The 22,257-nt window shown below is 73.2% G+C and carries 22 protein-coding genes; 15 read left to right on the forward strand and 7 right to left on the reverse strand.

Going from position 1 to position 22,257, the window contains the following annotated elements; genetic code table 11:
- Positions 1-17 precede the first annotated feature (17 nt).
- On the forward strand, positions 18-1,157 hold the full coding sequence (locus EV284_RS15455) for a hypothetical protein (RefSeq protein ID WP_130334766.1): 1,140 nt from the start codon (positions 18-20) through the stop codon (positions 1,155-1,157).
- Positions 1,158-1,160: 3 nt separating this feature from the next.
- On the opposite strand, the gene EV284_RS15460 is transcribed toward EV284_RS15455, so the two are convergent.
- Positions 1,161-2,396 (reverse strand): glycosyltransferase family 87 protein, encoded by a 1,236-nt coding sequence (locus EV284_RS15460; RefSeq protein WP_130334303.1) that lies wholly within the window; start codon positions 2,394-2,396, stop codon positions 1,161-1,163.
- Between the two features lie 128 nt (positions 2,397-2,524).
- On the opposite strand from EV284_RS15460, the gene EV284_RS15465 reads away from it, so the two are divergent.
- Complete coding sequence (locus tag EV284_RS15465; protein WP_130334305.1) at positions 2,525-3,667, forward strand: glycosyltransferase family 4 protein; 1,143 nt, start codon at positions 2,525-2,527, stop codon at positions 3,665-3,667.
- A gap of 50 nt (positions 3,668-3,717) precedes the next feature.
- Here EV284_RS15465 and EV284_RS15470 read toward each other — a convergent pair whose 3' ends face one another.
- The gene (locus EV284_RS15470) at positions 3,718-5,526 is read right to left on the reverse strand and encodes an AMP-dependent synthetase/ligase (RefSeq protein ID WP_130334307.1); all 1,809 of its coding nucleotides are present in this window, start codon (positions 5,524-5,526) and stop codon (positions 3,718-3,720) included.
- A 253-nt stretch (positions 5,527-5,779) separates the two neighbouring features.
- Between EV284_RS15470 and EV284_RS15475 the strand changes: the two genes are divergently transcribed.
- The 6 genes from EV284_RS15475 (at position 5,780) to EV284_RS15500 (ending at position 10,830) form a co-directional block, all read left to right on the forward strand.
- Complete coding sequence (locus EV284_RS15475) at positions 5,780-6,577, forward strand: metallophosphoesterase (RefSeq protein ID WP_130334309.1); 798 nt, start codon at positions 5,780-5,782, stop codon at positions 6,575-6,577.
- 97 nt (positions 6,578-6,674) lie between these two features.
- Positions 6,675-7,115, forward strand: a complete 441-nt coding sequence (locus tag EV284_RS15480; protein ID WP_030810292.1) for an SRPBCC family protein — start codon at positions 6,675-6,677, stop codon at positions 7,113-7,115.
- A 60-nt stretch (positions 7,116-7,175) separates the two neighbouring features.
- Positions 7,176-8,348, forward strand: a complete 1,173-nt coding sequence (locus EV284_RS15485; protein ID WP_130334311.1) for an ArsA-related P-loop ATPase — start codon at positions 7,176-7,178, stop codon at positions 8,346-8,348.
- Between the two features lie 56 nt (positions 8,349-8,404).
- Positions 8,405-8,911: a DUF5304 domain-containing protein gene (locus EV284_RS15490; RefSeq protein ID WP_130334313.1), complete on the forward strand. Its 507-nt coding sequence runs from the start codon at positions 8,405-8,407 to the stop codon at positions 8,909-8,911.
- A 67-nt stretch (positions 8,912-8,978) separates the two neighbouring features.
- Positions 8,979-9,932 carry an ROK family glucokinase gene (locus EV284_RS15495; protein ID WP_130334315.1) on the forward strand — a complete coding sequence of 318 codons (954 nt, stop codon included), beginning with the start codon at positions 8,979-8,981 and terminating at the stop codon, positions 9,930-9,932.
- A gap of 145 nt (positions 9,933-10,077) precedes the next feature.
- Positions 10,078-10,830, forward strand: coding sequence for an endonuclease/exonuclease/phosphatase family protein (locus EV284_RS15500; RefSeq protein WP_130334317.1), 753 nt, complete (start codon positions 10,078-10,080; stop codon positions 10,828-10,830).
- 6 nt (positions 10,831-10,836) lie between these two features.
- Here EV284_RS15500 and EV284_RS15505 read toward each other — a convergent pair whose 3' ends face one another.
- Together EV284_RS15505 and EV284_RS15510 are read right to left on the reverse strand one after the other, a co-directional pair.
- The gene (locus EV284_RS15505; protein ID WP_130334319.1) at positions 10,837-11,436 is read right to left on the reverse strand and encodes a hypothetical protein; all 600 of its coding nucleotides are present in this window, start codon (positions 11,434-11,436) and stop codon (positions 10,837-10,839) included.
- Positions 11,429-12,208 carry an alpha/beta fold hydrolase gene (locus EV284_RS15510; protein WP_130334321.1) on the reverse strand — a complete coding sequence of 260 codons (780 nt, stop codon included), beginning with the start codon at positions 12,206-12,208 and terminating at the stop codon, positions 11,429-11,431. The genes EV284_RS15505 and EV284_RS15510 overlap by 8 nt, the downstream gene beginning before the upstream one ends.
- 160 nt (positions 12,209-12,368) lie before the next feature.
- Here EV284_RS15510 and EV284_RS15515 point away from each other — a divergent pair, with 160 nt between their 5' ends.
- The 4 genes from EV284_RS15515 to EV284_RS15530 all read left to right on the forward strand — a co-directional run bounded on the left by EV284_RS15515 (position 12,369) and on the right by EV284_RS15530 (position 16,117).
- Entirely contained in the window at positions 12,369-13,106 is a 738-nt protein-coding gene (locus EV284_RS15515; RefSeq protein WP_130334768.1) for a lysophospholipid acyltransferase family protein, read from the forward strand.
- A 29-nt stretch (positions 13,107-13,135) separates the two neighbouring features.
- The gene (locus EV284_RS15520) at positions 13,136-14,329 is read left to right on the forward strand and encodes a DUF5931 domain-containing protein (protein WP_130334323.1); all 1,194 of its coding nucleotides are present in this window, start codon (positions 13,136-13,138) and stop codon (positions 14,327-14,329) included.
- Complete coding sequence (locus tag EV284_RS15525; RefSeq protein ID WP_130334325.1) at positions 14,326-15,000, forward strand: response regulator transcription factor; 675 nt, start codon at positions 14,326-14,328, stop codon at positions 14,998-15,000. The genes EV284_RS15520 and EV284_RS15525 overlap by 4 nt, the downstream gene beginning before the upstream one ends.
- 88 nt (positions 15,001-15,088) lie before the next feature.
- Complete coding sequence (locus EV284_RS15530; protein ID WP_130334770.1) at positions 15,089-16,117, forward strand: 6-phosphofructokinase; 1,029 nt, start codon at positions 15,089-15,091, stop codon at positions 16,115-16,117.
- A 4-nt stretch (positions 16,118-16,121) separates the two neighbouring features.
- On the opposite strand, the gene EV284_RS15535 is transcribed toward EV284_RS15530, so the two are convergent.
- The gene (locus EV284_RS15535; protein WP_207229042.1) at positions 16,122-17,993 is read right to left on the reverse strand and encodes an anthranilate synthase family protein; all 1,872 of its coding nucleotides are present in this window, start codon (positions 17,991-17,993) and stop codon (positions 16,122-16,124) included.
- 317 nt (positions 17,994-18,310) lie between these two features.
- On the opposite strand from EV284_RS15535, the gene EV284_RS15545 reads away from it, so the two are divergent.
- Complete coding sequence (locus EV284_RS15545; protein WP_161190453.1) at positions 18,311-19,660, forward strand: 3-deoxy-7-phosphoheptulonate synthase class II; 1,350 nt, start codon at positions 18,311-18,313, stop codon at positions 19,658-19,660.
- Positions 19,661-19,814: 154 nt separating this feature from the next.
- Positions 19,815-20,063, forward strand: a complete 249-nt coding sequence (locus EV284_RS15550) for a (2Fe-2S)-binding protein (RefSeq protein ID WP_130334329.1) — start codon at positions 19,815-19,817, stop codon at positions 20,061-20,063.
- A gap of 9 nt (positions 20,064-20,072) precedes the next feature.
- On the opposite strand, the gene bfr is transcribed toward EV284_RS15550, so the two are convergent.
- Positions 20,073-20,564 carry a bacterioferritin gene (bfr, locus tag EV284_RS15555; protein ID WP_086691717.1) on the reverse strand — a complete coding sequence of 164 codons (492 nt, stop codon included), beginning with the start codon at positions 20,562-20,564 and terminating at the stop codon, positions 20,073-20,075.
- A 153-nt stretch (positions 20,565-20,717) separates the two neighbouring features.
- On the opposite strand from bfr, the gene EV284_RS15560 reads away from it, so the two are divergent.
- The gene (locus EV284_RS15560; protein ID WP_130334331.1) at positions 20,718-21,350 is read left to right on the forward strand and encodes a sulfite oxidase-like oxidoreductase; all 633 of its coding nucleotides are present in this window, start codon (positions 20,718-20,720) and stop codon (positions 21,348-21,350) included.
- 2 nt (positions 21,351-21,352) lie between these two features.
- Here the strand turns inward: EV284_RS15560 and EV284_RS15565 are convergent, their stop codons facing one another.
- On the reverse strand, positions 21,353-22,255 hold the full coding sequence (locus EV284_RS15565; RefSeq protein WP_130334333.1) for a deoxyribonuclease IV: 903 nt from the start codon (positions 22,253-22,255) through the stop codon (positions 21,353-21,355).
- Positions 22,256-22,257 lie beyond the last annotated feature (2 nt).

Here is a 22,257-nt window from a genome sequence, read left to right on the forward strand (position 1 = left end):
CGGCGGCGGGACTCTGCCTGCTGCTCCTGCCGGCGTTCTCCGGATGCGCCCGCCCCGCCCCCGGCACCGGCGCCCGCGCCGAGGTGCAGCGGGTGCTCGACCGCCGGGCCACCGCCCTGCTCGGCCGTGACGAGGCCGCCTACGCCACCACCGGCACCCGCACCCCCTACACCCGGCTCCGGGCCCTCCCGCTGGCCTCCTGGGCCTACCGGATCACCTCGCTGCGCCCGGACGGCACCAGCGCCGAGGCGGAGCTGAGCTACCGGGTCGCCGGGCAGGACACCGCGCCCGTCACCGCCCGGCGCACCCTCACCCTGAGCCACACCGCCGACGGCGGCTGGTACGTCGCCGCCGAGGGGCCGGCGCGGGGCGCGGGGCAGCAGCTCTGGGACCAGGGGCCGGTCAGCGCCGTCAGCGGCGCGCACAGCCTGGTGCTGGGCACCGGGCAGAGCGACGGCGAGCTGCGCGGCTACGCCCGGCTCGCCGACCGCGCCGTACCGGCCGTCTCCCGCGCCTGGGGCGCCCGGTGGGCCCGGCGGGTGGTCGTGCTGGTGCCGCGCTCGCTGGACGGCATGGCCGCGCTGCTCGGCTCGCCCGCCGCCCGGTACCGGGGCATCGCCGCCGTCACCACCGCCGAGACACCGGGCGCCGGGCGGGCTCCCGCCGACCGGGTGGTGGTCAACCCGGAGGCGTACGCGGCCCTCGGCGACCTGGGCAAACAGGTCGTGCTCACCCACGAGACCACCCACGTCGCCACCCGCTCGGCCACCACCGCCGCCACCCCGCTCTGGCTCTCCGAGGGGTACGCCGACTGGACCGGCTACCTGGGAACCGGCCGCACCCCCGCCGAGGCCGCCCCCGAGCTGACCCGCGCGGTCGCGGACGGGCGCCTCCCGGACGCGCTCCCCGCCGACAAGGACTTCGGCTTCACCGGCGACCCCGCCGGGCTGGCCCGCGCCTACGAGTCCGGCTGGCTGGCCTGCCGGATGGTCGCCGAGCGCTGGGGCGAGGAGGAACTGCGGGCCTTCTACCGGGCCGTCGGGGCCCACCGCGGCCGGGCCGGCGCGGTCGAGGGGGCGCTGAAGAAGGTGCTGGACACCACCCCCGAGGAGTTCACCGCCCAGTGGCAGGACTACGTCCGGGACCAACTGGGCTGAGCCTCACGGCGAGACGGTCGACCCGTCCGCGCGCTCCGCCGCGGCGGGGGCGGACGCGAGAGGCGCCGGGGACACGGTGGAGCGCCACAGGCGGCGGGCCGCGGAGAGGGAGGCGGCGACCAGCAGGCCGTTGCGCACGGCCATCAGCGTCACGCCGTACCAGTCGCTCGTCACCACGTGGATGAAACCGAGCGGGAACTCCAGCACCGTCACCAGGGACGCCACGGCCACCATCAGCGCGGGCGCGGTCATCCGGGACGCGCGGTGGGTCAGGCAGACCGCGGCCAGGCCGGTCAGCCACACCAGGTACTGCGGGCTGATCACCCGGCTGGTCACCGTGAACAGCAGTACCGCCGTGAACGCGGCCTCGGGGACCGTCAGTACGTCGGTCCGCACCACCCGCAGCCGCCACAGCACCAGCCAGCCGAACGCGGCCCCCGTCAGCACCAGCGCGGCCGTGCTCACCACCCCGACCCACGGGCCCAGGAACTCGATCGAGCCGTAGTTCAGCAGCACCTGGCCCTCCCAGCCGAAGTGCCGGGCCACGTGGAAGACCAGCGCGCCCAGCGACTCCACCTCGGTGCCCCGGTCCCGCTGGAAGGTCAGGAAGGCGAAGGCACCCGGCATCGAGACCGCGAACAGCGCCGCGAGCCCCGACGCCGTCACCGCCGCCGACGCCCACGGACGGCGCCGGAAGGACCCCGTCAGCAGCAGCGCCGGCCACACCTTCACCATCGCGCCGAGCGCGGTCAGCACCCCGAAGGCGCGCGGATGCCGGGCGGCCACCAGCAGCGCGGCCACGGCCAGGGCGGTCACCATCACGTCGTAGCGGGCGTACACCGTCGGCCCGAGCAGCGGGACGGCGGCCGTCCACAGCCAGGCCCCGCGCGGTGAGCGGCCCGGACTCCGGCCGTAGCGCACCAGGAGGGCGAGCACCGCGAGGTCGGTGAGGCAGCACAGGACGAAGAAGGCGTCCGTGTAGTCCAGGAACGGCAGCAGGCCGGGGGAGAGGACCGCCAGCGCCGCCGCCGGCGGGTACTGCCAGGTCACGTCGTCCAGCGGAAACGTTCCTTGACGCAGCACCTCGTACCAGCCGCGGTAGATCACCGACACGTCCGAGGTGACGTCCGGGCCCGCCACGGTGATCACCTTGAACACGGTCAGCAGCAGGACGGCACGGCTCGTCCCCCACACCGCCGCGAGCCACGCCAGGGACCGCCCGGCGCCCTTCGTGTCCACGTGATCCCCTGCCGTTCGGTCGTCGGTCGTGCGCGTCGGAAGACTCATGATGTCCTTTACGGCCGTGTCCCTGCCACAGACTCCGCCCGGCCCGGCCCCGGGCGGACCACCCGGTAGGGTCGGCGGCGATGCACAAGACCCTGATCGTGACCAACGACTTTCCGCCCCGCCCCGGCGGCATCCAGGCGTTCCTGCACAACATGGCGCTGCGCCTGGACCCGGACCGGATCGTCGTCTACGCCTCCACCTGGAAGCGCGGCCGGGAGGGCACGGAGGCGACCGCCGCCTTCGACGCCGAGCAGCCCTTCCCCGTCGTGCGCGACCGTACGACCATGCTGCTGCCCACGCCGGGCGCGACCCGGCGGGCGGTGGGGCTGCTGCGGGAGCACGGCTGCACCTCGGTGTGGTTCGGGGCGGCGGCGCCGCTCGGGCTGATGGCACCGGCGCTGCGCCAGGCCGGCGCCGAGCGGCTGGTGGCCACCACCCACGGTCACGAGGCGGGCTGGGCCCAGTTGCCCGGCGCCCGCGGGTTGCTGCGCCGGATCGGCGAGTCCACGGACACCCTCACCTACCTCGGCGAGTACACCCGGTCCCGGATCGCCGCCGCGCTCACCCCCGAGGCGGCCGGGCGCATGGTCCAGCTGCCGCCCGGCGTGGACGAGAAGACCTTCCACCCCGGCTCCGGCGGGGACGAGGTGCGCGCCCGGCTCGGGCTCACCGACCGGCCGGTGGTGGTGTGTGTCTCCCGGCTGGTGCCGAGGAAGGGCCAGGACACCCTGATCCGGGCCATGCCCCAGGTCCTCGCCGCCGAGCCCGACGCCGTACTGCTGATCGTGGGCGGCGGCCCCTACGAGGCCGACCTGCGCCGCCTGGCCGCCGAGACCGGCGTCGCGGACTCCGTGCGGTTCACCGGCGCGGTGCCCTGGGCCGAACTGCCCGCGCACTTCGGCGCCGGGGACGTCTTCGCCATGCCGTGCCGCACCCGGCGCGGCGGGCTGGACGTGGAGGGGCTCGGCATCGTCTACCTGGAGGCGTCCGCGACCGGGCTCCCCGTGGTCGCCGGTGACTCCGGCGGGGCTCCGGACGCCGTGCTCGACGGCGAGACCGGCTGGGTGGTCCGGGGCGGCGAACCCGCCGAGACCGCCGAGCGGATCACCGCCCTCCTCGCCGACGAGGGCCTGCGCCGCCGGATGGGCGAGCGTGGGAGGCGGTGGGTCGAGGAGAAGTGGCGCTGGGACCTGCTGGCCGAACGGCTGAAGGTACTGCTCTGACGCGGCGGCGCCGGGGACTCCCCGGCGCCGCTCGGTTCTGTGACGGTTCGTCAGGAGGCGGTCTGCTTGGCGTAGATGGCCTCGATGTCGGCCGCGTAGTCCTTGGCCACCACGTTCCGCTTCAGCTTCAGCGAGGGCGTCAGGTGCCCCGACTCCTCGGTGAACTGGATCGGCAGGATGCGGAACTTGCGCACCGACTCCGCCTTGGACACCGCCGCGTTGCCGTCGTCCACGGCCGTCTGGATCGCCGCGTTGAGCTCCGGGTCGTCGCGCAGCGAGTCGGCCGTGGAGCCCGCGGGCTTGCCGTTCTCGGCGGCCCAGCGGCCCAGGAACTCCTCGTCGATGGTCACCAGCGCGCCGACGAAGGGCCGTCCGTCGCCCACCACCATGCACTCCGCGACCAGCGCGTGCGCCCGGATGCGGTCCTCGATCACGGCCGGGGCGACGTTCTTGCCGCCCGCCGTGACGATGATCTCCTTCTTGCGGCCGGTGATCCGGAGGTAGCCGTCCTCGTCCAGGGTGCCGATGTCCCCGGTGTGGAACCAGCCGTCGGCCAGCGCCTCGGCGGTCGCGTCCGGGTTGTTCCAGTACTCCTTGAACAGGTGCTCGCCGTGCAGCAGCACCTCGCCGTCGTCCGCTATCCGCACGACCGAGCCGGGCAGCGGCTGGCCGACCGTGCCGATCTTCTGCCGGTCCCACGGGTTGAACGCCGTCGCCGCGCAGGACTCGGTCAGGCCGTAGCCCTCCAGCACCGAGAAGCCGATGCCCCGGAAGAAGTGGCCGAGCCGCTCGCCCAGGGGCGCGCCGCCCGAGATCGCGTACTCGCCCCGGCCGCCGAGCACCGCCCGCAGATTGCCGTAGACCAGCTTGTCGAAGACCTTGTGCTTGAGCCTCAGCTTCAGCGACGGGCCCGCCGGGGTGTCCAGCGCGCGGCTGTACGCGATGGCCACGTCGGCGGCCTTGTCGAAGATCGCGCCCTTGCCGTCGGCCTGCGCCTTGGCCCGCGCGGTGTTGTAGACCTTCTCGAAGACGCGCGGGACGCCCAGGATCAGGGTCGGCCGGAACGCGGACAGCTCGTCGGTGAGGTTCTTGATGTCCGGGACGCAGCCCAGCTTGATCGGCGCCATCATCGGCGCCACCTGCACCAGCCGCCCGAAGACGTGCGCCAGCGGCAGGAACAGCAGCACCGAGCACTCGCCGGTACGGAACAGCGGGCGCAGCCGCTCCACGATGTTGCCGCACTCGGCGAAGAAGCTGCGGTGGGTCAGCACACAGCCCTTGGGGCGGCCGGTGGTGCCGCTGGTGTAGACGATGGTCGCCGGGTCGTCCGCCTTGGCGAGCGAGCCGCGCTCGGCGACCGTCGCGTCGGAGACGTCCTGCCCGAGCCGCGTCAGCTCCTCCAGGCCACCGGCCTCGATCTGCCACAGGTGCTTCAGCGCCGGCAGCGACTCGCGCACCGAGTCCACGGCGGCCGCGTGACCGTCCAGCTCCACGAAGGCGGCGGTCGCGCCCGAGTCGGAGAGGATCCAGCGCACCTGCTCCGGCGAACTGGTCTCGTACACCGGCACGGTGACCGCGCCCGCGCTCCAGATGGCGAAGTCCAGCAGGGTCCACTCGTAGCGGGTGCGGGACATCAGGCCGACCCGGTCGCCCGGCTGCACACCGGCGGCGATCAGGCCCTTGGCGGCGGCGTGCACCTCGGTGAGGAACTGCCGGGCCGTCACGTCCTGCCAGGCGCCGCCCACCTTGCGCGCGATGACGGCGACGTCCGGGTGCTGAGCGGCGTTTCTGCGGACGATGTCCGTCAGGTTGCCGTCGGCGGGGACCTCGTACAGAGCCGGAAGGCTGAACTCGCGCAAAACTGCTGCTCCTCGGGGCGGGTGCTCGGGGGGTCCCGCCTGCCGGGGGTGTTCTCCGGAGCACGACCGGACTGCCCGGACGTTACCCGCCGGTATGACCTCTGGGACAGGGGGTCCGTGCCAGATGTTCGCTGCGTCACACGGGATAACCCGCTTGGGCGCACAGTAGTCCACCTCTTGACCGACGGGCGAGTAACCGCAGGCCAGACGGGCCACTGTTCACGTAGACCGCACACCTCTACCCTTGATCGCCATGGCTTCCACACCCGCCCGCGGCCCCCGCACCCGCGTACACGTGATCAGCGACGTGCACGGGAACGCCCGTGATCTCGCGCGGGCCGGGGAGGGCGCCGACGCGCTGATCTGCCTCGGCGACCTCGTCCTCTTCCTCGACTACGCCGACCACTCGCGCGGCATCTTCCCCGACCTGTTCGGCGCGGAGAACGCCGACCGGATCGTCGAGCTGCGCACCGCCCGCCGCTTCGAGGAGGCGCGCGCCCTCGGCCGCGAGCTGTGGTCGGGTATCGGGACCGACCGGGACGCGGCGATCGAGCAGGCGGTACGCCGCCAGTACGCCGAGATGTTCGCCGCCTTCCCCACCCCGACCTACGCCACCTACGGCAACGTCGACATGCCGCCCCTGTGGCGCGAGTACGCCGGACCCGGCACCACCGTGCTCGACGGTGAGCGGGTGGAGATCGGCGGCCGCGTCTTCGGCTTCGTCGGCGGCGGCCTGCGCACCCCGATGCGCACCCCGTACGAGATCGACGACGAGGAGTACGCGGCGAAGATCGAGGCCGTCGGCGAGGTCGACGTGCTCTGCACCCACATCCCGCCCGAGGTGCCCGAACTCGTCTACGACACCGTCGCCCGCCGCTTCGAGCGCGGCAGCCGCGCGCTGCTGGCCGCCATCGAGCGCACCAAGCCCCGCTACTCCCTGTTCGGCCACGTCCACCAGCCGCTCGCCCGCCGGATGCGGATCGGCGCGACCGAGTGCGTGAACGTGGGGCACTTCGCCGGGACCGGCAAGCCGTGGGCGCTGGAGTGGTGACGGCGGGCCGGGGGCGGCGCGGTAGCCTTCACGCTGCACACACGTGCGCACCCCGCGCGTGAGAGAACGTCCGGCCGCATCTGGAGGAGCCACGGCGATGGCGGAACACACCAGTTCGAGCATCACGATCGAGGCGGCCCCGGCCGACGTCATGGCGGTGATCGCCGACTTCTCCCGCTACCCGGACTGGACCGGCGAGGTGAAGGAGGCCGAGGTCCTGGAGACCGACGGCCGCGGCCGCGCCGAGGAGGTCCGCCTCGTCATGGACGCGGGCGCCATCAAGGACGACCAGACCCTCGCCTACACCTGGACCGGCGAGCACGAGGTCTCCTGGACCCTGGTGAAGTCCCAGATGCTCCGCTCCCTGGACGGCAGCTACCTGCTCAAGCCCGCGGGCGCCGGGTCCACCGAGGTCACCTACCGCCTCACGGTCGACGTCAAGATCCCCATGCTCGGCATGATCAAGCGCAAGGCCGAGAAGGTCATCATCGACCGCGCGCTGGCCGGCCTGAAGAAGCGCGTCGAGACGGGTTCCTGACACCGGGCCCTGCCCGCCGGGGGCCTTCACGCCGCTGAGGCTCCGTTACCGTTCAGCCTCATGCGAACCCTCCTGATCACCGGGCCGGGCGGCAGCGGCCGCACCAGCGTCGCCGCCGCCACCGGGCTCGCCGCGGCCCGCACCGGCGCCCGCGTGCTCGTGCTCGGCGCCGACCGGGCCGACACGCTCGGCGCGGCCCTCGGCACGGTGACGGGACCCACGCCCACCGAGGCGGCCGAGAACCTCACCGTCTGGCGCCCCGACGCCGGCGCGCGCTTCCGCGAGGACCTCACGGCCTTCCAGAGCCGGGCCCGGACCGTCCTCGACCTGCTCGGCGCCTCCCGGCTGGACGCCGAGGAGGTCACCCCGCTGCCCGGCGCCGAGGAACTGTCCGTGCTGCGCGCCCTGCGCGACGCGGCCCTCTCCGAGCGCTACGACCTGCTCGTGGTGGACCTCCCCCCGCTGCCCCAGGCCCTCGCCCTGCTCGCGCTGCCCGAGGAACTCCGCCGCTACCTGCGCCGCCTCCTGCCACCCGAGCGCCAGGCCGCCCGCGCCCTGCGCCCCGTCCTCGGCCGCCTCGCCGGGGTCCCCATGCCCGCCGACTGGCTGTACGAGACGGCCGCCCGCTGGGACCTGGAACTCGCCGCCGTCGAGGCCGTCGTCGCCGACCGGGGCACCACCGTCCGCCTGGTCGCCGAACCCGGCCCGGCCGGGGACGACGCCGTCCGCTCCGCGGCCCTCGGCCTCGCCCTGCGCGGACTGCGCCCCGAGACCCTGATCGCCAACCGCGTACTGCCCGAGTCCGCCGACGGCACCTGGCTCGCCGGCCCCTTCGCCCAGCAGCGCAAGACCCTGGCCGACTGGGCCGAGGAGTACGACGTGCACACCGTGCCGCACCTCGGCCGCGACCCGCGCGGCACCGACGACCTCGCCGCGCTCGCCCCGCCCGGCGTCAACCCCGCGCCCCGCCCCGTCGAGTGGCCGGTCACCGACCGCCTCGCCGAGGACGGCACCCTCGTCTGGCGCCTCCCGCTGCCCGGCGCCGTGCGCGACGACCTCGACCTGGTCCGGCGCGGCGACGAACTCGTGGTCACCGCCGGTCCCTTCCACCGGATCGTCGCCCTGCCCTCCGCGCTGCGCCGCTGCACCGTCGCCGGGGCCGCCCTGACCGACGGCGAGCTGTGTGTCCGGTTCGCGCCCGACCCCGCGCTGTGGCCCGGCACGGGACGGTGAACGCACTGCGCCGTTCGGGTAACGTCGAAGACGCGAACCGTAGTCAGGAGCCCGCCATGAGCGAAGAGCGCCCCGCACCCCAGCCTCCCGAGGAGCCCGAAGCTCCGAAAGCGCCGCGCATGGGCGACGCCGACGCCTGGGCCACCGCCACCGCCGAGGACCTGGCCGCCGAGAAGGCCCGCCGCCGCGGCACCAACCCCCCGCCGCCCGGCACCGCCGCCGAGGAGCTCCGTCGGCTCATGGACTCCGTGGCCGACAAGATCTCCGGGCTGCAGTCCCCGCTGCTCGGCGCGGTCGCCGGGCCCGCCGCCCAGCAGGCGGTGCGCCAGATGGTCCAGCAGGCCAAGGCCGCCGTCGAGCCGGTCGTCGAGCGCAACCCCCAGGTCTTCGACCACCTCGCCGCCGCCGGGAGCGAGCTGCTCGCCGCCTACCGCTCGGCCGTCCAGGCGCAGGAGCGGCGGTGGACCACCGGTCCCACCCCGCCCCCGGCCGACGAGCCGCCGGCCGGCCGCCGCGACCCAGGTGAGGGCACCGGACCGGGCGAGCGCATCGACCTGGACTGACGGTCTGACCCGGTGGGGCCTCGGGTACCGTTGGCCCTAGCGGGGCTCGACCGGAACTGAGGGATTCATGGGACTCACCATCGGCGTCGACATCGGCGGCACCAAGATCGCGGCCGGCGTGGTCGACGAGGAAGGCAACATCCTCTCGACCTTCAAGGTGCCGACCCCCAGCACGCCCGAGGCCATCGTGGACGCCATCGCCTCGGCCGTGGCGGGCGCGCGTGCCGGACACGACATCGTCGGCGTGGGCATCGGTGCGGCCGGCTACGTGAACCGGCAGCGCTCGACCGTGTACTTCGCGCCCAACATCGACTGGCGCCAGGAGCCGCTCAAGGAGAAGGTCGAGGCCCGCGTGGGTCTCCCGGTCGTCGTGGAGAACGACGCCAACGCGGCCGCCTGGGGCGAGTACAAGTTCGGCGCGGGCAAGGGCCACCGCAACGTCATCTGCATCACGCTCGGCACGGGCCTGGGCGGCGGCATCATCATCGGCAACAAGCTGCGCCGGGGTCACTTCGGCGTGGCCGCCGAGTTCGGCCACATCCGGATGGTCCCGGACGGCCTGGCGTGCGGCTGCGGCTCGCAGGGCTGCTGGGAGCAGTACGCCTCCGGCCGCGCCCTGGTCCGCTACGCCAAGCAGCGCGCCAACGCCACCCCGGAGAACGCGGAGATCCTGCTGGGCCTCGGCGACGGCACCCCGGACGGCATCGAGGGCAAGCACATCTCGGTGGCCGCCCGCCAGGGCGACCCGGTGGCCGTGGACTCCTACCGCGAGCTGGCCCGCTGGGCGGGAGCCGGTCTCGCGGACCTGGCCTCGCTGTTCGACCCCTCCGCCTTCATCGTGGGCGGCGGCCTCTCGGACGAGGGCGAACTGGTCCTCGACCCGATCCGCAAGTCCTACAAGCGCTGGCTGGTCGGCGGCAACTGGCGCCCGGTCGCCGACGTCATCGCCGCCCAGCTCGGCAACAAGGCGGGCCTGGTCGGCGCGGCGGACCTGGCGAGGGAGCCGGACCCGGTGATGTAGGGGGTTCACCGCTCAACTGACCTCAGCTGTGCCGACTCAGGGGCGCGGGGAACTGCGCGACAAGCCACGACGAACCGGCAAGTCGCCCACCACCCCGCGCCCCGAGTCATTGGGCGCCCCCGCCCGCCCCGCGTAGGTTGATCACATGCCAACCCCGTTCCCCAACTCCCAGACGGAGTCCGACGGTTCCGCGGTCATCAGGGTCCTCAGCTACAACGTCCGCTCGCTGCGGGACGACACCGAGGCCCTCGCACGAGTCATCAACGCGTGCGCCCCCGACGTACTCCTCCTCCAGGAAGCCCCCCGCTTCTTCCGCTGGCGCAAGAAGCTGGCCCGCCTCGCCAAGGCCACCGGCCTCGTCTACCTCACCGGCGGCGCCCCCGCCGCCGGCCCGGCGATCCTCTGCTCCCTGCGGGCCACGGTCGAGAGCACCGGGGACATCCTGCTGCCGCTCACCCCCGGCCAGCACCGCAGGGGTCTCGCCACCGCGGTCGTCCGCTTCGGCAAGGCCCGCGTGGGACTCGTCTGCTGCCACCTCGGTCTCCAGCAGGCCGAACGCCGGACGCAGAGCGGCCTGCTCCTGGACCGCCTCGGCGCACTGGGCGTGGACCACGCGGTGGTGGGCGGCGACATCAACGAGGGCCCCGCCGGCCCGGCCTTCACCCTGCTCGCCGAAGCCCTCCAGGACGCCGCGACCGTAGCCCCCCGGGGCGGGACGGACACCTTCCCCGCCGCGGCCCCCGCCCGCCGCATCGACGCCGTCCTCGCCACCCGCGGCATCGAGGTCCTCGCCTGCACCGTCCCCGCCGGCCTCCCCGGCGTCACCGGAAGCGACCTGAGGGCGGCCACGGACCACCTCCCGGTCCTGGCCGCCCTCAGAATCCCGGCGGGCGTCTAGCGAGGCTCAGACGACGGCCCCCCGGCCGGGGTCGTCGCCGTCGTCGTCGTCCGTACGCATCCGCGTCACCAGGGTGACGAACCCGCCGAGGAAGCCGCCGATGGCGAGCGTCGTCAGCCACCAGGTCATCTCCCAGCCCAACAGCACGGCGAGCAGCAGCAGAACCGGACCCCCGACCACCCCGAGCCAGGCGAACTTGGCGGTGGTGTCCGCGTCGGGCAGCGGGGGCGGCTCGGGCGGTACGAAGTGACCCTCGTCATCGTCGTCACCGACGCCCCCGGCGGCGTCGTCCGAGGGCTCGGCCGGGGTGTGGTCGCGCGGACCGACACCGGGCGCGAAGACGACCGAGCTGCCCAGCGGCCGTACCGGCGCGGGCTTGTCGTCGGCGGAGTCCGGTCCTGGTCCCGGCCCGGACTCCGACCCGGGTTCCGGGTCCTTCTCCAGCAGCGCCAGGTCCTCGATGGAGCGGAAGGGCTTCGAGCCGGGCGGGTCCGGCGGCTCGTCGCCGTACCCCGCGACGATGGCACGCCAGGCGGCGTCCTCGTCCAGGGGCCTGCCGTGCTCGTCCGGCTCGCGGCCCTCGCGGTCGGAGTCGTGCTCAGCCAACGGGGGCCGTCCCTTCTTCGCCGACACGGGGAGCGAGCCGGTCGACGAAGGCGAGGCTCTCCTCGGCGATCCGGTCCGCGTCATGGTCCAACGTCGCCACGTGGTAGCTCTGTTCCAGCACGCTCTCCGTCACGTCCGTGGAGGACACCCGGCTCAGCACCCGCGCCGAGTCGGCCGCCGGGACCACGTGGTCCACCGCGCTGCGCAGCAGCAGCAACGGCTGCATGACCTGCGGCAGCTCACCGTCCAGCATGCGCAGGAAGCGGCGCAGGGAGTGGGCCGCGTGCAGCGGGACCCGGTCGTAGCCCAGCTCGGTGGTGGCGCCCTTGGCGATGTCGCTGGCGATGCCCTTGGTGGAGGGCACCAGGTGGCGGACCACGGGCAGGGCGTGGGCGGCGAGTCCGTGCACCCGGTTCGCCGGGTTGACGACGACCACTCCGGCGACGCGCTCACCGTGCTTGGCGGCCAGCCGCAGCGCCAGCGCGCCGCCCATGGACAGCCCCGCGACGAACACCCGCTCGCAGCGCTCGGAGAGCTGGAACAGCTCACGGTCGACGTGCGCGTACCAGTCCTCCCAGCCGGTGGCCCGCAGGTCCTCCCAGCGGGTGCCGTGACCGGGCAGCAGGGGCAGCGACACCGACAGGCCGTGCGCGGCGAGGTGCTCCGCCCAGGGGCGCAGCGACTGGGGCGAGCCGGTGAAACCGTGGCAGAGGAGAACCCCCACCTCCCCGCCGTCGTGGCGGTACGGCTCGGCTCCGGGAAGGACCGGCACCTTTGGGGCTCCTGTTCCGGTATGTGGATCTCTGGGGAGTGCGGTACGGGTGGATGTGCTTCACCGTACGCGACCGCGTCGCCACCGACCAGGGTCGTCGGCGTCATCGGCGGCGGTCCGGGTTAAGGTCTGTGCGACGGAATCGGGAGGCACGTGGGTGTTGTACGGCACGATGAAGGTTGCCATCGGAGGGCCGCTGAAGGTCGCCTTCAGACCCTGGGTCGAGGGGCTGGAGAACATCCCGGCCACGGGGGCCGCCATTCTGGCGAGCAATCACCTGTCCTTCTCCGACTCGTTCTTCCTGCCCACGATGCTGGACCGCAAGGTCACCTTCATCGCCAAGGCCGAGTACTTCACCACCCCCGGACTCAAGGGGCGGCTGACGGCCGCCTTCTTCAAGGGTGTCGGGCAGCTCCCCGTCGACCGCTCCGGCGCGCGCGGTGCGGGCGAGGCCGCGATCAAGAGCGGCATAGAGGTGCTGGAGCGCGGTGAGCTGTTCGGTATCTACCCCGAGGGCACCCGCTCGCCCGACGGCCGCCTCTACCGGGGCAAGCCCGGCGGGCTCGCCCGCGTGGCGCTGGCCACCGGCGCGCCGGTGATCCCGGTGGCGATGATCGACACCGAGAAGATCCAGCCGCCCGGCAAGGTGATGCCGAAGCTGATGCGGCCCGGCATCCGGATCGGCAAGCCGCTGGACTTCAGCCGCTACCACGGCATGGACCACGACCGGTTCGTGCTGCGGGCGGTGACGGACGAGGTCATGTACGAGATCATGAAGCTCTCCGGCCAGGAGTACGTCGACATCTACGCGACCGCCGCCAAGCGGCAGATCGCGGAGGCGGCGAAGGCGGCGAAGGAAGCCGGCAAGGCGGAGAAGGCGGAGAAGACCGGGGCCTAGCGTCCCGGCTCGGGGGAGGCGGGGGCGCCATGGCCAGGGGCGAACGGGTCATGCGGATGTCGGTCGAGCTGCCGCTGTGGCGCGCGCTCACCGGCTACCGCGTCCTGACCATGCTGTACGCGATCGGTCTGGGCGCCACCGCCTACACCCACTTCGTCCGCCCCTGGCTGGCCCTCGCCTACTACGCGCTGCTCGTCGTCTGGACGCTCGCCACCGTGACCCGGGTGACCGGCGCGGCCCGCTGCACCCGGCGGTTCCTCGCGGCCGACCTCGCCGTGGCGGTCCTCGGCATCCTGCTCACCCCGCTCGCCGACGACCCGCACCGCATCGCGGACGGCGGTTCCACCCTGCCGTCGATATGGACGGCGGGCGCGGTGCTGGCCTTCGCCCTCAAGGGCGGCTGGCGCTGGGCGGCCGGCGCCTCCACGGCGGTCGCCGTGGCCAACCTGGTCGAGCGGGGCGCCCCGGCGCGGGACACCGTGCACAACGTGATCCTGGTCTGGGTCGCCGCCATCGCCATCGGCTACGTGGTCGAGGTGGCCCGCGCCTCCGAGCGCACCCTCGCCCGCGCCCTGGAGATCGAGGCCGCCACCCGCGAGCGGGAGCGCCTGGCCCGCGACATCCACGACAGCGTGCTCCAGGTGCTGGCCATGGTGCAGCGGCGCGGCGCGGTCATCGGCGGCGAGGCGGCCGAGCTGGGCCGGCTCGCCGGGGAGCAGGAGATCGCCCTGCGCACCCTGGTCTCCGGCGGCCTGCTCCCCGCCGGCCGCACCCCTGACGGCCCGGCGCCCGCGGCCACCGGCCCCCTCGACCTGCGCTCCCTGCTCGCCCCGTACGCCGGGTCCCGCGTGAGCCTCGCCGAACCGGGAGCGCCGGTCATGCTGGAGGCGGCGGCGGCGCGAGAGCTGGCGGCCGCCGTCGGGGCCGCGCTGGACAACGTGCGGCGGCACGCGGGCGAGGAGGCCCGCGCCTGGATTCTGGTCGAGGACGAGCCCGGCGAGATCGTCGTCACCGTCCGCGACGACGGCCCCGGCATCCCCGAGGGCCGGCTGTCGCTCGCCGAGGGCGAGGGACGGCTCGGGGTGGCCCAGTCGATCCGGGGACGGCTGCGCGACCTCGGCGGCAGCGCCGAGGTGATCTCCGTGCCCGGCCAGGGCACCGAGGTCGAGTTGACGGTACCGAAGAGCGCCGAGGCGGCGCGGGGGAAGGCGGAACGGCGATGACCGAGCAGGACCCGATCAAGGTGATGGTGGTCGACGACCACCCCATGTGGCGCGACGCGGTCGCCCGCGACCTGACCGAGTCGGGGCTGCGTGTCGTCGCCACCGCGGGCGACGGCGAGCAGGCGGTGCGCCGCGCCAAGGCCGCCGCCCCCGACGTGCTGGTGCTCGACCTCAACCTGCCCGCCAAGCCCGGTGTGCAGGTCTGCAAGGAACTCATCGCCCACAACCCGGCCCTGCGCGTCCTGGTGCTCTCCGCCAGCGGCGAGCACGCCGACGTGCTGGAGGCCGTGAAGTCGGGCGCCACCGGCTATCTGCTGAAGTCGGCGTCCACCGGCGAACTGCTGGACGCGGTGCGCCGTACCGCCGTCGGCGACCCGGTGTTCACCCCCGGCCTCGCCGGACTGGTCCTCGGCGAGTACCGGCGGCTGGCCGCCGAGCCCGCGCCGGCGCCGGAGGCGGGAGCGCCGGGCGCGCCCCGGCTCACCGAGCGGGAGACCGAGGTGCTGCGCCTGGTCGCCAAGGGCCTGAGCTACAAGCAGATCGCGGAACGCCTGGTCATCTCGCACCGCACGGTCCAGAACCACGTCCAGAACACCCTGGGCAAGCTCCAGCTGCACAACCGGGTGGAACTGGTGCGCTACGCGATCGAGCGGGGCCTGGACGACGACTGATTCACCGGTTTCGCCCTTCCCACCTCGTTGTGTGACCTGTATCACCATTACCGTGGCTGAGTCGGTCATCGCGGCGAAGGGACGGACCATGCGCGTGGGAGTGCTGACCGGGGGCGGCGACTGCCCTGGCCTGAACGCCGTCATCCGGGCCATGGTCCGCAAGGGCGTCCAGGAGTACGGCTACGACTTCACCGGCTTCCGGGACGGCTGGCGCGGCCCCCTCGAAGGCCGGACCTCCCCCCTCGACATCCCCGCCGTGCGGGGCATCCTCCCGCGCGGCGGCACCATCCTCGGCTCCTCGCGCACCAACCCCCTCCAGGCCGAGGACGGGGTGCGCCGGGTCCGGGAGAACCTCGCCGAGCAGGGCATCGACGCGCTGATCGCCATCGGCGGCGAGGACACCCTCGGCGTCGCCGCCACCCTGTACGAGGAGCACGGCGTGCCCTGTGTGGGCGTGCCCAAGACCATCGACAACGACCTCTCCGGCACCGACTACACCTTCGGCTTCGACACCGCCGTCAACATCGCCACCGAGGCCATCGACCGGCTGCACACCACCGCCGAGTCCCACATGCGGGTGCTGGTCTGCGAGGTGATGGGCCGGCACGCGGGCTGGATCGCGCTGCACTCCGGGCTCGCCGGCGGCGCCAACGTCATCCTCATCCCCGAGCACCGCTTCGACCTGGACGAGGTGTGCGGCTGGATCACCTCCCGCTTCGAGGCGGCGTACGCCCCGATCGTGGTCGTCGCCGAGGGGGCGATGCCGAGGGAGGGCGAGATGGTGCTCAAGGACGAGTCGCACGACTCCTTCGGGCACGTCCGGCTGTCCGGGGTGGGGGAGTGGCTGGCCAAGCAGATCGAGCGGCGCACCGGCAAGGAGGCCCGCACCACCGTGCTCGGGCACGTCCAGCGCGGCGGCACCCCGAGCGCCTTCGACCGCTGGCTCGCCACCCGCTTCGGGCTGCACGCCATCGACTGCGTCCGCGACGGCGACTTCGGCAAGATGGTCGCCCTCCAGGGCACCCGCATCGTGCGCATCCCGATCTCCGAGGCGACCGCCCGGCTGAAGACGGTCGACCCGGAGCTGTACGCGGAGGCCGGGGTGTTCTTCGGCTGACCCGCTACGAGCCGGTGCGCGCCGTCAGCAGTCCGGAGACCAACTCCCGCACCAGATCGGCACCGTTGACGGTCAGCACCGACTCCGGGTGGAACTGCACCGAGGCGAAGCGGCCGGAGCGCAGCGCGTGCACCTCGCCGTCCGGGGCGCGGCTCACCTCCACGCCGTGCGCGGCGAGTTCCCGCGCGGCCTCGTCGTCGCAGCGGGCCGTGAAGCTGTTGTAGAAACCGACCGTCTCCGGCCGCCCGAACAGGTCGATCACCGTCTGCGCCCCCTGGTACGGCACCCGCTTGCGGACGATGTCGAGCCCCAGCTCCGCCGCGATCAGCTCGTGCCCCAGGCACACCCCGAGCACCCCGTGCCGGTGCTCGCGCAGCACGGTGGCCGTCAGCTCGCGCAGCCGCCGCATCTTCGGGTCGGCCGCGTCCGAGGGGTCACCGGGGCCGGGCCCCAGCACCACCGGGCCCTCGTGCGCCCGCACCGCCTCGGCCAGCCCCGGTTCGTCGAAGCGCCGTACGGTCACCGCCAGGCCGCCCGAGCGCAGGACGTGGGCCAGCATCGCGGTGAAGGTGTCCTCGCCGTCGACCACCAGCGCGTGCGCGCCCAGCGGGGCGGCCGGCTCGCGCATCCGCAGCCAGAACGGAGCCAGCGCCGAGCGGCGACCGTCCAGCGCGGCCCGCACCCGCGGGTCGTCCGCCAGCCCGGGCCGCTCCCGCCCGGTGCGCGGCCGGGCGGGCCGTACCCCGAGCGCGGCCAGCACCCCCGCCGCCTTCGCGTGGGTCTCGGCCACCTCGCCCGCCGGGTCCGAGCCCCGCACCAGGGTCGCGCCGACCGGCACGCTCAGCCGGCCGTCGGCGGCGATGTCGGCGGTACGGATCAGGATGGGGGAGTCCAGGGTGCGGGCGCCCCCGGCGTCCCGGCCGAGCAGGGCCAGCGCACCCGCGTAGTAGCCGCGCCCGGTGGGCTCGTACCGCTCGATCACCCGGCAGGCGTTCTGCACCGGCGAGCCGGTGACGGTCGCGGCGAACATGGTCTCGCGCAGCACGTCCCGGACGTCCAGCGAGGTCTGGCCGCGCAGCTCGTACTCGGTGTGCGCGAGGTGGGCCATCTCCTTCAGGCGGGGCCCGATCACCACCCCGCCCCGGTCGCCGACGGTGCACATCATCTTCAGCTCCTCGTCGACCACCATGGACAGCTCCTCGGTCTCCTTGGCGTCGGCGAGGAACTCCAGCAGGTGCTCCGGGGTCGGGCCCTCGGCGGGGTAGCGGTACGTCCCGCTGATCGGGTTCATCACCACCGTGCCGCCGGACATCCGCACATGGACCTCGGGACTCGCCCCGACCAGCGCGCGGTCTCCGGTGTGCACCACGAACGTCCAGTACGCGCCCCGCTCGCCCGCCAGCAGCCGCCGGAACAGCGCCAGCGCGTCGGCCCGCGAGAAGCCGGGAATCTCGCCCCGATAGGTCCGCCGGATCACGAAGTTGGCGCCCTCGCCCCGCCCGATCTCCTCGCGCAGCACCCGGCCGACGATCTCCCCGTACTCCTCATCCGGCACGTCGAACCCGCCGTCCTCCACCCGCACCGGGTGGGCGGGCAGGGTCTCCAGCGCGGTGGCGAGCGGGACCTCGTAGGACTCCTCGGGGTGGAGCACCAGCAGCGGGGTGCCGTCGTCGCGTACGTCGAAGCCGCGCTCACGGATCTGCCGGAACGGGATCAGCGCCAGACCCTCGTCGGGCAGCTCGGCCAGCTCCTCGTGGGCGGTGACCGGGCCGATCAGCACCTCCACCGAGGAGGTGCCGCGGCCGGGTGTGCGGCGGTGCAGCAGGGCGAAGGGGCGGTCGCCGTCGGCGAGACGGGCCAGGTCGGGCTGGTTCACGGGGGTTCCTCTTGCGTGCGTCGGGCGGTCCGGGAAGCGGGACGACGGACGCCGTTCGTGGAACGGACCCCGGGAAACACCGAAGGCCGCCCCTCGGGCGGCCTTCGCGTAAGTCTCGGTAGTGCGCGCGAATCAGTGGGCCGCCGGAAGAGCGGTCCACCACCAGTTCTGGATCTGCTGCGCGAACATGGCGCCGACCCTACCGCATCGGCCCCGCCCGGCGCGGGGCAGGGCGTCCACGGACCAGTCACCGCGTCTCACCTTTCGGGCGGGGCCGGGAGCACCGGTCGTGACCCCGTAATGTGGGGAGGGTGACCGTGAACGCTGATTCCCGAGCCGTGGCCGCCGAGGCGACCTGGCGAGACCTGCCCGCGGCGCAGCAGCCCGAATACCCCGATACCGAGGCTCTGCGCGAAGTGATCGCGGAGCTGTCGACCTATCCGCCCCTCGTCTTCGCGGGCGAGTGCGACCAGCTGCGCGCCCGCCTGGCGTCCGTCGCCAAGGGCGAGGCGTTCCTGCTCCAGGGCGGCGACTGCGCCGAGTCCTTCGACGCGGTGGGCGCCGAGCACATCCGGGCCAAGGTCAAGACGATCCTCCAGATGGGCGCCGTGCTGACGTACGCCGCGTCCGTCCCCGTGGTCAAGGTCGGCCGGATCGCGGGCCAGTACTCCAAGCCGCGCTCCAAGCCCACCGAGACCCGTGACGGCGTGACCCTGCCGGTGTACCGGGGCGACTCCGTCAACGGCTTCGACTTCACCGAGAAGAGCCGCTACCCGGACCCCGAGCGGCTGAAGCGGATGTACCACGCCTCCGCCTCCACGCTGAACCTGGTCCGGGCCTTCACCACGGGCGGCTACGCCGACCTGCGCCAGGTGCACGCCTGGAACCAGGACTTCGTGAAGTCCTCGCCGTCGGGCCAGCGTTACGAGCAGCTCGCCCGTGAGATCGACCAGGCGCTGAACTTCATGCGGGCCTGCGGCGCGGAGCCGGAGGAGTTCAAGACCGTCGAGTTCTACTCCTCGCACGAGGCGCTGCTGCTGGACTACGAGTCGGCGCTGACCCGCGTCGACTCCCGCACCGGCAAGCTGTACGACGTCTCCGGGCACATGGTGTGGATCGGTGAGCGCACCCGGCAGATGGACGGCGCGCACATCGAGTTCGCGTCCAAGATCCGCAACCCGATCGGCATCAAGCTGGGCCCGACCACCACGGCCGAGGACGCGCTGCGCTACATCGACCGTCTCGACCCCGACCGGGAGCCGGGCCGGCTGACGTTCATCGTCCGCATGGGCGCCGACAAGATCCGGGACCGGCTGCCCGAGCTGGTGGAGAAGGTCACGGCGTCCGGCGCCACGGTGGCCTGGGTGACCGACCCCATGCACGGCAACACCTTCGAGGCGGCCTCGGGGCACAAGACCCGCCGCTTCGACGACGTGCTGGACGAGGTCAAGGGCTTCTTCGAGGTCCACAAGGGCCTGGGCACCCACCCCGGCGGCATCCACGTGGAGCTGACCGGTGACGACGTCACCGAGTGCGTGGGCGGCGGCGACGAGATCTTCGTCGACGACCTGCACCAGCGCTACGAGACGGCCTGCGACCCCCGGCTCAACCGCAGTCAGTCGCTGGACCTCGCCTTCCTGGTCGCGGAGATGTACCGGGACCAGTGACCGGCGGACGGCGCGAAGCGTGAAGTGGGGCGCGGATCACACGAGATCCGCGCCCTCGCGCTTCCCCGGTCCCCGGCCCCTGGGTTAGGTTAGGTTTGCCTCACCGAAATCCGGCGACGGCAGCGATCGGCGGTCCCGTCGGGAGGTGAACCTGATGTTCGTCTGCAGTTGCTTCGGCGTCACCGAGCAGCAGGTCAAGCAGCACGCCGCGGACGGCGCCTGCACCCCGCGCCAGATCGCCTCCGCCTGCAAGGCCGGCACCGACTGCGGTGGCTGTGTCCGCCGCATCCAGGCCCTTCTGGGCCGGGGCGCCTGCCCGCGCCGCGAGCAGATCACCCAGCGCCCGCCGGTGCTCGTCACCGCCGCCGAGGCACCCGTACGCCGCCTCGGTGACGCGGCCTGAGGGGTCGGCTCAGCCCTCGGTGTCCGGCTGGACCTGCTCGATCACCGTGGACAGGTAGAGAGACTCGCCCAGCTTCTCGATCAGGTCGAGCTGGGTCTCCAGGTAGTCGATGTGCAGCTCCTCGTCGGCGAGGATCGCCTCGAAGACGTTGGCCGAGGTGATGTCACCCTTGGCGCGCATGATCTCCACGCCCCGGCGCAGCCGGTCGATGGCCTCGACCTCGATCTGCCGGTCCGCCCGGAACATCTCGGTCACCGTCTGGCCGACCGAGACGTGGAAGAGCCGCTGGTAGTTGGGCAGGCCGTCCAGCATCAGGATGCGGTCGGTCAGGGACTCCGCGTGCCGCATCTCGTCGAAGGACTCGGCCCTGGTGTACCGGGCGAGCTTCGTCCACCCCTTGTGGTCCTGGAGCTTGGCGTGCAGGAAGTACTGGTTGATCGCGGTCAGCTCGGCGGTGAGCTGTTCGTTGAGCAGCTCGATGACCTCGGGGTCGCCTGACATCGGGATGGGCTCCTTCCGGACATTCCTGGCAGATCCTGCCGCATGATTCCATCGGGGCCCGGAGCCGTCCAGTAAGCGCACACTTAGTGGGTAATGCCGGAAATGTACCTGTGCTGGTCCGATGCACCCCGCCGGGTCTGTCAGGATGGAGACATGGGTCATCCGGTGGAACGCGCGTCTGGGACGGGGGCAGCGGCAGATCTTCCGCCGGGGCAGCGGCTCCAGCGCGGCTGGCCGGTCACGCACTACGGTCCCGTGCCCAAGTTCCGCCCCGAGCGCTGGGACTTCCGGGTCTTCGGCGCCACCGCCGACGGCGAGAAGCGGTCCTGGACCCACGAGGAGTTCACCGCCCTGCCGTACGCCACCGTCGTGGCCGACCTGCACTGCGTGACGAAGTTCAGCATGCTCGGCGCCGAATGGGGCGGCGTGCCCGCCCGCGCGATCCTCGACCTGGCCCCGCCCGCGCCCGACGTCACCCATGTGATGGTGTGGGCCGAGTACGGCTTCAGCGCCAACCTCCGGCTGGCCGACTTCGCCGACGAGCGCGCCATCTTCGCCATCCACAAGGACGGCGAACTCCTCACCGCCGAACACGGCTTCCCGGCCCGCCTGGTCGTCCCGCACCTGTACGCCTGGAAGGGCCCCAAGTGGGTCCGGGGCGTGGAGTACATGACCGCCGACCGCCGGGGCTTCTGGGAGCAGCGCGGGTACCACAACGTGGGCGACCCCTGGAAGGAACAGCGCTACTCCTACCAGGAGGAGCCGGGCGACGGCCCGGAGCTGTAGCTCTAGTCGTCCCGGAGGCGCTTCAGCCGGGCCACGTCCGCCGCGTGGCCCTCCTTGCCGCCGGGGGTCTCGATGACCAGCGGGACGCCCGCCGTGGCCGGGTGAGCCATCAGGGCGCGGAACGGCTCCTCCCCGATGTGTCCGGAGCCAATGTTCTCGTGGCGGTCCTTGTGTGCGCCGGCCACATCCTTGGAGTCGTTGGCGTGGATCAGCTTCAGCCGCCCCTCGCCCACGGTCTCCACCAGCAGATCCAGGGTCTGCCGCATCCCGTCCGGGCCGGTCAGGTCGTGCCCGGCCGCGTAGATGTGACAGGTGTCGAGGCAGACCCCGAGCTTCGGGTGGGCGTCCAGCGCCGCGAAGTACGGGCCGAAGTCCCAGGTCCGCGAGCACAGCGAGGAACCCTGCCCCGCCGTCGACTCCAGCAGCAGGAACGGGTCGTCGTCGTGGGTCAGCTCGTCCAGCAGCGGCAGCAGATGCTCGCGCACCTGCTTCAGCGCCACCTCGCGCGGACGGCCGCCGGTCGCGCTGCCGGTGTGCACCACCACGCCGAGCGCGCCGATGTCCCGCCCGCGCCGCAGGGAGTGCCGCAGCGACTCCACCGACCGCTCCACCGTGGCCTCGGTGTGCGAGCCGAAGTTGATCAGATAGGGCGCGTGCACGTACGCCGGCACCGACTCCGCCGCGCAGGCCGCCCGGAACGCCTCGTCCTGCGCCGGGTTGCCGGCCGGGGTGGCCCAGCCGCGCGGGTTGGCCACGAAGACCTGCACGGTCTCCGCCTTCAGCTCACGGGCGTAGGCAAGTCCCGTCGCGTGCAGCCCGCCGGCCACCGGCACATGGGCGCCGACGGGGTTGCGGAGGGCACCGGGGACGGTCAGGGGCGCTGCGGGGGACGGCTGGAGTGTCACCC

The sequence above is a fragment of the Streptomyces sp. BK022 genome, from assembly GCF_004217355.1.
GTDB classification, from domain to species: Bacteria; Actinomycetota; Actinomycetes; order Streptomycetales; family Streptomycetaceae; genus Streptomyces; species Streptomyces griseoluteus.

Excerpts from the sequence above, each read along its gene's own strand:
- EV284_RS15530 (WP_130334770.1), top strand. The coding sequence starts at position 15,089 with ATGCGCGTGGGAGTGCTGACCGGGGGCGGCGACTGCCCTGGCCTGAAC.
- EV284_RS15465 (WP_130334305.1), top strand. The coding sequence starts at position 2,525 with ATGCACAAGACCCTGATCGTGACCAACGACTTTCCGCCCCGCCCCGGC.
- EV284_RS15520 (WP_130334323.1), top strand. The coding sequence starts at position 13,136 with ATGGCCAGGGGCGAACGGGTCATGCGGATGTCGGTCGAGCTGCCGCTG.
- EV284_RS15550 (WP_130334329.1), top strand. The coding sequence starts at position 19,815 with ATGTTCGTCTGCAGTTGCTTCGGCGTCACCGAGCAGCAGGTCAAGCAG.
- bfr (WP_086691717.1), bottom strand. The coding sequence starts at position 20,564 with ATGTCAGGCGACCCCGAGGTCATCGAGCTGCTCAACGAACAGCTCACC.
- EV284_RS15560 (WP_130334331.1), top strand. The coding sequence starts at position 20,718 with ATGGGTCATCCGGTGGAACGCGCGTCTGGGACGGGGGCAGCGGCAGAT.
- EV284_RS15490 (WP_130334313.1), top strand. The coding sequence starts at position 8,405 with ATGAGCGAAGAGCGCCCCGCACCCCAGCCTCCCGAGGAGCCCGAAGCT.
- EV284_RS15500 (WP_130334317.1), top strand. The coding sequence starts at position 10,078 with ATGCCAACCCCGTTCCCCAACTCCCAGACGGAGTCCGACGGTTCCGCG.
- EV284_RS15475 (WP_130334309.1), top strand. The coding sequence starts at position 5,780 with ATGGCTTCCACACCCGCCCGCGGCCCCCGCACCCGCGTACACGTGATC.
- EV284_RS15480 (WP_030810292.1), top strand. The coding sequence starts at position 6,675 with ATGGCGGAACACACCAGTTCGAGCATCACGATCGAGGCGGCCCCGGCC.
- EV284_RS15485 (WP_130334311.1), top strand. The coding sequence starts at position 7,176 with ATGCGAACCCTCCTGATCACCGGGCCGGGCGGCAGCGGCCGCACCAGC.
- EV284_RS15525 (WP_130334325.1), top strand. The coding sequence starts at position 14,326 with ATGACCGAGCAGGACCCGATCAAGGTGATGGTGGTCGACGACCACCCC.
- EV284_RS15495 (WP_130334315.1), top strand. The coding sequence starts at position 8,979 with ATGGGACTCACCATCGGCGTCGACATCGGCGGCACCAAGATCGCGGCC.